Source organism: uncultured Boseongicola sp. (genome assembly GCF_937988555.1).
In the GTDB taxonomy this organism is placed as follows: Bacteria; Pseudomonadota; Alphaproteobacteria; order Rhodobacterales; family Rhodobacteraceae; genus Boseongicola.
The window spans coordinates 1-8025 of the sequence record NZ_CALJXO010000256.1 but is presented as its reverse complement, the minus strand read 5'-3'; the positions used below and the strand labels follow the sequence as shown (position 1 = coordinate 8025).

Genomic DNA, 8025 nt, shown 5'->3' with positions numbered 1-8025 from the left:
GGCTCGGATTGACGGCCCCGCAAGCGGTAAGTCGACTTTGGTTAAGAGGTACCATTTGTTCGCGCCGAAACTGATGGCCGCCTCCCGCACGCTTTCGGGCACCCCTCGCAGACCGAGGACCGTCAAACGGACGACGGGCGTTCCACCAAAGATCATTGTTGTTACGACGGCTGCCGGTTTTCCTGTTCCAAAGAATGCAATCACTGGGATCATGAAGACGAAGGCGGGCATGGTCTGCATGAAGTCCATGATCGGCTGAATGAAGGAATAGAACTTTGGTCTGCGCGCCGCGAACATGCCCAAGGGGATGCCGATCAGGATCGAAAGGCAGGCCGCGGTTCCAAGAAGGGCCAGGGTTGTCATGGCTTTCTCCCAAAAGCCCAGAAGGCCCATGTAGGATAAAAAGGCGGTGGAATAGATCGCCATGCGCACGCCAGCGGTCAGCCATGTTAGCAGGATGATCAGCGCAGCCACCACAATCCAGGGTGTACTCACAAAGACAATCTCAAGCGCATCAAGGACAAGGCGGATAAAATAGGTAATCGCATCAAAAAGCGCATCGCCGTTTAGCACGGCCCAATTGAAGAAAGCCTCTACACGATCGATACTGACAAGCCGAATGTCCGGGTCGGTTGGGAAGTCTGACAGCAGCGCGAACCGGCCCGGAAAGCTGTAGTGCATCATCGCGGCAAAGACGATGAGCGCCATGAACACCGCACTGAAAGCAATTTGCGAGGTTGGCAGGCCAGATCGTACTGCGCGATCGCTGAGCCAATCGGAAAAGCGCGTTTCAAGGGCGGTGTTTGCCACAAGGGCTTCGACCAATTTGGCGATCACCAAAATCGCTAATCCGGTCAACGCGATCGTCGGGCCTTCTGCGGCCATCGCGTCTGCATCGGCGCGAAATCCGCCGATATTGGCCTCCAGCGATTCCACCGCGCGACGGAAGGCATCCACCCGATCCGAACCGTTTTCTATTGCTGCAGACAGCTGCTGTCGCCGCAGTTCCAGCGTGCCTTCAATTGAGGCTATCCGATCCATTGCATCGGCGGCCAGATCACCGAAAAGCCCGCGGGAGATTTGCACAAATGCAAGAGCTTCGATGATCAGAAAAGGAAGGGCCCAGTTCCAGAGGCCCCGTGCGCCAAACCAAACCGGGCCGAACAAACCCGCGAATAGGTTTACTGTCGGAGTGAAGCGAGATGAGGCGCCGATCTTGTCGAACATTCGGATGTAGTATTCCGGGTTCGTGCGAACGAATGTGCGAATGTTTTCCCGACGTTCTTCAGCATAGGCCAGGGCTGCGTCTGAATCGGTATCCTCGAGGGGATTTACGCCTTGATCGGTCATGATACTTCGGTCCCTTCAATCACGGTGCGCAGCAGATCGGCGCGGGTGATCACCCCTGCATCTCGGCCATCGGTTTGAACGACGATTGGATTGTCATCATCAATCGCAAGGTTGATGAGTGTGCTCAGCGTTTCATTTTGGTCAACGCGCGAGGCTTCGGCGGCAAGGGCACCGTTCTGGGCGACAAAGGCGTCGATGGGCTGCATGACCGCATGGGCGTGAACGACTTTCAGTCGGGAAATTCCGGCGACGAACTCAGCCACGTAGTCGTCCGCCGGATCCATGACGATGTCTTCGGCGGTGCCCATCTGTACCAGCTTTCCGTCTCGCATGATCGCGATGCGGTCACCGATGCGCACCGCTTCGTCGAGATCATGAGTGATGAAAATCGTTGTTTTCTTCAAGATTTTTGAGAGGCGGATAAACTCGTCCTGGAGTTGGCGGCGAATGAGGGGGTCGAGTGCCGAGAACGGCTCGTCCATCAATAGGACATCGGGGTTTGCCGCCAATGCGCGCGCCAGTCCAACCCGCTGCTGCATTCCGCCCGAAAGCTCGTGGGCGAATTTCGCGCCCCATGCGCCCAGTTCTACAATGTCGAGAATGGCGGCGGCCTGACGCATGCGCTCGTTCTTGGCGACCTGCCGGATTTCCAGCGGCATCGCCACATTGTCCAGAACCGAACGGTGCGGCATCAGCGCGAAGTTTTGAAAAACCATGCCAATCTTCAGGTTGCGGAACTTTTGAAGCTCTCGCGGTCCCAGCGCCATGACGTCGATGCCCTCGATTTCAATTTTTCCGGCCGTTGGTTCCAACAGCCTATTGAAATGACGGACCAATGTGGACTTTCCGCTACCGGACAGACCCATGATGCAGAAAATTTCGCCTCGGTTTACGGAAAGGCTGACGTCTGCGACGCCAACGACTGCGTTGTACTCGGCGAGAACTTCGGCCTTTCCCAACCCCTTTTCGCGAATTGCCGAAAGGGCGGCCTGCGCGTTGGCTCCGAATATCTTCCAGACGTTGGAGATTTCGATGACGGTGTCGTCAGTCATAACGGGAATGTCCTGCGCGGCGTCGGGGAGTGGCGGCGCGACCGTGAAAGCCGCACCGCCTGTTTTCCTGTCGAATACCTTAGAGGCCGAGCCAGCCGTCGACGCGATCGGAGTTTGCGTTCACCCACTCTTTTGCGACATCAGCCGGGTCACGACCGTTTGCACTGATTTCAAAGGCCAACTGGCTAACGTCGTCAGCTGTCAAACCGAAGTTCGTAAAGAACTCGGCGATTGCAGGAGACCGGTCAACCAATGAGTTTGACCATGCGATCTGCACATCCTTCAGCGCGTCTTTTGTTGCGACCATGGACTTCTCGTACCAATCGGCATCGTCGGACGGCTGAACCATTGTGTATTTTGCGGGGTCAAATGTCGGTTCGGTCAACATCCGGACGTCGAACATGAACCAAACAGCGTGCGGTTTGTAGCAGTAGAACGCATAGCCTTCTTCCTTAGCGATGCTGTCTTTGATGCGCGCCGTTTTAACGCTTTCTTCCGCGCGGATCGGTTCTACGAAGTCGAGTAAACCATAGTCACGTGTTTTGACTTCGTTTACGTTGGCCGACGCCCAGCCTGGCGCACCGATCCACATTTCGCCCAGACCGTTGCCATCGCTATCCATCAGCGAAGCCACATCCGGACGGCCCAGATCGGCAATGTCCGTGACGTTGTTGGCGGTCCCGAAATCCTCGGAAACGCAGAAACCCTGGTTGCCCTGATAGGGGTTGGACGACAGCGTGACCGTGCCAGCCTCGTCGACGTATTTTTTGGTGAAGCTTTCCTGGTTTGGCAGCCAGACATCTGGGTGCACGTCAATGTCGCCCTTGCCCTGATCCATGGCCTGGAAAATTGTGGCGTTGTTGCCGGGGACATAGTCGACGGTGCCGCCGATCCGCGACTCGACGACTTCGCCAAGCACATATGCAATGGCCTGAGCACCAGTCCAGGATGGAACGCCGATCTTTACTTCTTCGGCGGCGAACGCAGGCAGCGCGAAAATGCTGACCGTGGCCGCAAGGCCGAGTGATTTGAACTTGGTTTTCATGGTAGTTTCCTCTGTTGAAGCGCGCCGGATTTTCGGCGTCGTTATTTAGAATTTTTGGTCTCTGCGGTGTGTGGCGAAGTCGTGCCTCCTTGCCTTCGAGCTGTCACGGCGGACGGGACGCCGATATTTCAAAGGCCCGCCGGTTCCTGGTTTCAAGTCTAGGTTGAGACGTTTTCCGATAGCCAATTCGAACATGTCATCAAATCATTCGTTTTTTGCATAGATTTCTCTATGATCGGAAAAACCGTCTCTTGTCGCGTGGGAATAAGCATTGGATCTGAATTGGCTCCTTGATTTTGACTGTCTCGCTCGAACGCTGAATTTCACCCGTGCCTCTGCCGAGCGGAACATCACGCAATCAGCTTTCAGTCGTAGAATCAAAGCCTTGGAAAGTTGGGTTGGAATACCACTGATTAATCGCGACACTTACCCAGTGCAATTAACGGCCGCGGGGCGGCACTTCCTACCGGTTGCGCTTCATGTGATTTCGCAATTGTCCGAGGCCCGTCAATCGATCCGCGATGCTGACAGAGGCGACAGCCGATTCATCAGAATTTCGGCGCTTCATACGATTTCGGTCAATTATCTGGCGTCCCGCATCGAAATTATGCAGCGAAAAATTCCTGATCTGCGCACGCGCGTGATTTCCGATTCCTTAAGCGTCTGTTGTGATCTTTTGGCGGAAGGGGCCGTCGATATCATGCTGTGCTACTTCCATCATACGGTCTCATCCATGGTCGACGAAGCAGCATTCGAGCGAAAGGACCTTGTGACGGACCGCCTGATCCCGGTTGCTGCCAGCGGGCCCGCGCGTAATTTCGGGTGGGACATTTCCAAATCGGGCGGCGCGCCCATGCCGTATCTGGCTTATGAGCGCTCGTCATTTCTGGGAATGGTCGTTGAAAACACGTTGGGCAAGAGGTCGTTGCATGCTGATACGATTTATGTGGATAGCCTCGTTGAAACGATCAAGCGGCGGCTTTTGCAGGGAAGTGGGTTTGCGTGGTTGCCCGAGACGGCCATTGCGGCCGAACTTGCCGAAGGGTCGGTGGTGCCGATCGGCGATGCGGATTGGACCGCGGCGTTAACCATTTCGGCTTTGTCCAATCCTGCGACTATCAACCGGACCGCTCAGGAATTGTGGGAGTTGCTCTGACGGGTCCAGATGTGTCCGCCTATGTCGCTTGTGACGTCTGAACGATGGCCTCGGTCAGAAGATCAATCGTATCAACCGCACGCACGCCCGGTGCGACGCTGTCTGCAATGATGGAAAACTCCGAGCAGGCAACGAACTGGAGCTCAGCGCCCTTTGCAGCTTGTTCTGCCGAGGCGGCAAGAAGCCTGTCACGTGCTGCCTGCGTGGGTCCGTTCACTTTGATTGCGCGGATCGCAGCCAGCATCGCGTCGTCGTCGTCGGGCCAGATTGTCGAAAGTCCGCGTGCCTCCAAAGCCAGTTCGAAAAGCCGCGTGCGTCGCACCGCAGGCGAGGCGAGAATTCCAACACGCCCCCCGACCCCAAGTGTGGCATAGGCATGGTCGGCCGCCAGTTCGACCATGTTCAAAAGCGGGATATCGACCGCTTCGACAATTGCGCTGGCATAGTGATGCGCGGTGTTACAGGGCATGGCTAGCGCCACGGCTCCGGCGCTTTCGAGCCGGCGGGCCATTGCTGCTAGTGTTGGTCCGGGATCCTTGCCTGTGCCCTCGATCAAGTGCGCAATCCGCGACGGCACCTGCGGGTTCATATCGATTAGAAGCGGGATATGATCGTTGTCGTCGCGGGCGGGTATCGCTTTGATTAGCTTTTGCTGAAGAAGCACAGTGGCCTCAGGCCCCATGCCGCCGAGGATGCCTATTGGATGGGTTACAACCATGGTTCAGACCTTGGCCACTTGGAGCTGGTAAACGATTGCGGTGATCCGGAATCTCTTTGGCTGACCATTTTTTAGCGCCCTTTTGCTTCTATCGGCAGTCAAGAAATGTGGCACATAGTTCTCATCACAACGTTCTATCATACCACTACGATCGTCGCGCTCTATCCTGGTTTCATGCCACGGCTTGTGCGAAACCAATACGTGGGCACCAAGGACACCGCACAGCTTGCGAAGAGAACATGTGCGGATAGGCAAATTTCAATTCGCACAGATAGACGCGTACATCCGAAACTCAAACCCGTTCTTGCGGCATTCTTAGCGCTAAGATGCAGAGGTGACTGCTTTGCCACGCAGCCCTGACTTACAGCATAAGTCAGAGTGTTGCACAGGGAGCAGGTCTAAATGCTGGCAGCTACGGTGTAGTAAACCCCCAGAGTTCCGACAAACCCTAATGGGAAACCTACCATCAGAGGGCTCCAGGCGCGGAAGCGGCCCTCCGCCAAAAAATGTGACGCAAAGCCAAGTAAAACAAGCACAATACCAATCACATAAACGGTCCAGTAAGAAATGTTGGACCCGAACACGTATTGCGGCGGCAGATCGAAATAGAAAAAGAAGTAACCAATCGGAGCAAAAGGGACAAAAAACAGCCACATGGGCGCGTCAATCAATACCATCTCTACAGGTGTAAAAGTGATGCACGCGAATATCCCAATCAGATACCACCCAAAATATCGACCTACACTGAACAAAATACCTTTCGCCTTGGAGCGACGCTCGATCGGTAGAGATGTTGTCATTCCATTCGCGCCCTTCAGTCCCACTCGCTCTTTGTGTCTCCCTGAGAGTACCTTTCAACGCGAATTTAGAAATTACTTTTGCCGAAAAAACTTAAATACTTGTCGCCACGAGCCTTGAGCTAAAGATTCACGCGGCGACGCGCGCTCAAAGCCTTTGTCGAATTCATCAAAGGTCGTCTACGCCCAGTTCCAAAAGTCGCCGCCTGGAACGTAAGTCCACCTGGCTGCAAAAGCCAGGCTCGCCTCGACGGAACTACCTGCCAGAGCGAATATGCAACGACTGTTGAGGGTAAGGGATCGAAATACCGGCGGCGTCAAATGCCTCCTTCATCTGTTGCGTTAGGTCCCAGTAGACCGCCCAATAGTCAGATGTTTTCGTCCACGGCCGGCAGATAAAGTTTACCGAACTGTCGGCAAGTTCGTGAACGCGGATGATCGTCTCGGGGTCGTCGAGGACGAGCGGATGCGCTCGTGTTATTTTTTCGATTACCTTCAAAGCCTCTGGGATTGAATCTTCGTAAGATATTCCAAACACAAGATCGACGCGTCTCGTTTTACTCGCCGTCACATTGGTGATGACATTGCCCCAGACATTTTTATTGGGGATGACAATCACCTGATTGTCAGGAGTAACAACAGTCGTCGCTACAATGCTCACTGACTTTACCGTTCCCGCCACACCACCAATATCGACGTAGTGCCCTTCGTCGAAAGGACGGTTGACTATAATCATCAGGCCACTGGCCAGATTTCCGAGCGTCTCTTGAAAAGCAAAAGCAAGGATGAACGAGGCGCCACCGATCAAAGCAAAAACTGGAGAGATATCGATACCAAGTGCCGAAAGAACGACCATGAGGCCAATCGCGAGCACCAACCAATAAATCAGTGTTACAATAAAAGCCTGAAGCAGTTTTGACAGATTTGGGACGTGCCCAAGCCAGCCGCGCGCCAATCTGCGGATCGTCTTTGCAAAAATCAGAAGCGCCAACAGAGACGCCACAATAACCGCTACGTTGATGGCCAACGCAATGCCACCTTCACGGTCGACAAGCCAACGAACTGCCTCCGCATAAAGTGTCTGATAGTCCGACGTTCGCGTTTCTTCCACGACTACCGATGATTTGTAGGCACGGTACTCTGAGATGACCTGCGCATCCCCGCCCTTCTTCTCCCACGCCGAAACGACCTTACTGTATTTGTCAAAAAGCGCGCCCCGCTCAAGGACGAGCTCAGTCAAATTTTCGCGCGCGGCATCCTCTGCATCGGCATCCGTTCTGGAAATTGCGATTTGCGCGGCCATGACATTCTCTGTCTTCGCGCGTACAATTTCCAGCCACTCGGGAGCTAAAACCTCAAGTTCACTCTTCGTCAACGGAATGAGTCTGAGTTCTAGCTCTGAGGGCAAGATGGTCGGGTCGAGCAGTTCACTGGACAGGCCCGTAACAGGATCACGGGTGCTTTCGTCGACGACGCCCGCAGTTACCGAATCCGCTAGAATTTCTGCGAAGTCTTTCGGTGCAGTCTCCGCACCGTCTTGCGCAAAAACCGTCTGTTGAGGGAAAATGGTAAAAAGGCAGGCCACCAGGGAAATAAGGAGGGGCCGCAAACGGGCTGCGACACGCAATCTCTTTGCATACTCAGCTTCTTGCTTTTTCATCGGTAGTACTTTCGTCTCAATGCTTTACACGGAATGCATCTTTGATCTTGAGGGCAAGTAATATTATTTGTGGTGATGTGAAAGCTAAAACACGGCTACTTTGCCTGAATATCTGCTCTCGCTCGGCTCTGTTGTATTAATCCGGTGATGGCCGAGGTTCCCCTTTTCCCGGACAGACTTGCCCCACAGCTTCCGTGACGTGTATGCGCACTTCGCGGATCGCATCCACACGTGCCATCCCTTGGCC

The 8025-nt window shown here is 54.5% G+C and carries 7 protein-coding genes; 1 reads left to right on the top strand and 6 read right to left on the bottom strand.

What is annotated here, in order from left to right; all coding sequences use genetic code 11:
- The 3 genes from Q1B15_RS15390 to Q1B15_RS15380 all read right to left on the bottom strand — a co-directional run.
- Positions 1–1350: ABC transporter permease subunit (locus tag Q1B15_RS15390; protein WP_299755160.1), on the bottom strand; the 1350-nt coding region annotated here is incomplete at its 3' end.
- Positions 1347–2402, bottom strand: a complete 1056-nt coding sequence (locus Q1B15_RS15385) for a betaine/proline/choline family ABC transporter ATP-binding protein (protein WP_299755157.1) — start codon at positions 2400–2402, stop codon at positions 1347–1349. The genes Q1B15_RS15390 and Q1B15_RS15385, both read right to left, overlap by 4 nt.
- A gap of 79 nt (positions 2403–2481) precedes the next feature.
- Positions 2482–3447, bottom strand: coding sequence for a glycine betaine ABC transporter substrate-binding protein (locus Q1B15_RS15380; RefSeq protein WP_299755155.1), 966 nt, complete (start codon positions 3445–3447; stop codon positions 2482–2484).
- Positions 3448–3718: 271 nt separating this feature from the next.
- Between Q1B15_RS15380 and Q1B15_RS15375 the strand changes: the two genes are divergently transcribed.
- The gene (locus tag Q1B15_RS15375) at positions 3719–4603 is read left to right on the top strand and encodes a LysR substrate-binding domain-containing protein (protein WP_299755153.1); all 885 of its coding nucleotides are present in this window, start codon (positions 3719–3721) and stop codon (positions 4601–4603) included.
- 19 nt (positions 4604–4622) lie between these two features.
- On the opposite strand, the gene Q1B15_RS15370 is transcribed toward Q1B15_RS15375, so the two are convergent.
- The 3 genes from Q1B15_RS15370 to Q1B15_RS15360 all read right to left on the bottom strand — a co-directional run bounded on the left by Q1B15_RS15370 (position 4623) and on the right by Q1B15_RS15360 (position 7778).
- A complete protein-coding gene (locus Q1B15_RS15370; RefSeq protein WP_299755151.1) occupies positions 4623–5321 on the bottom strand; it encodes an amino acid racemase in 699 nt (232 codons plus the stop codon).
- 398 nt (positions 5322–5719) lie between these two features.
- Positions 5720–6121, bottom strand: coding sequence for a hypothetical protein (locus tag Q1B15_RS15365; protein ID WP_299755149.1), 402 nt, complete (start codon positions 6119–6121; stop codon positions 5720–5722).
- Positions 6122–6374: 253 nt separating this feature from the next.
- Positions 6375–7778: a mechanosensitive ion channel domain-containing protein gene (locus Q1B15_RS15360; RefSeq protein WP_299755146.1), complete on the bottom strand. Its 1404-nt coding sequence runs from the start codon at positions 7776–7778 to the stop codon at positions 6375–6377.
- Positions 7779–8025 lie beyond the last annotated feature (247 nt).

Coding starts and splice junctions, on each gene's coding strand:
- Q1B15_RS15385 (WP_299755157.1), bottom strand. CDS start 2,402: ATGACTGACGACACCGTCATCGAAATCTCCAACGTCTGGAAGATATTC.
- Q1B15_RS15380 (WP_299755155.1), bottom strand. CDS start 3,447: ATGAAAACCAAGTTCAAATCACTCGGCCTTGCGGCCACGGTCAGCATT.
- Q1B15_RS15360 (WP_299755146.1), bottom strand. CDS start 7,778: ATGAAAAAGCAAGAAGCTGAGTATGCAAAGAGATTGCGTGTCGCAGCC.
- Q1B15_RS15370 (WP_299755151.1), bottom strand. CDS start 5,321: ATGGTTGTAACCCATCCAATAGGCATCCTCGGCGGCATGGGGCCTGAG.
- Q1B15_RS15365 (WP_299755149.1), bottom strand. CDS start 6,121: ATGACAACATCTCTACCGATCGAGCGTCGCTCCAAGGCGAAAGGTATT.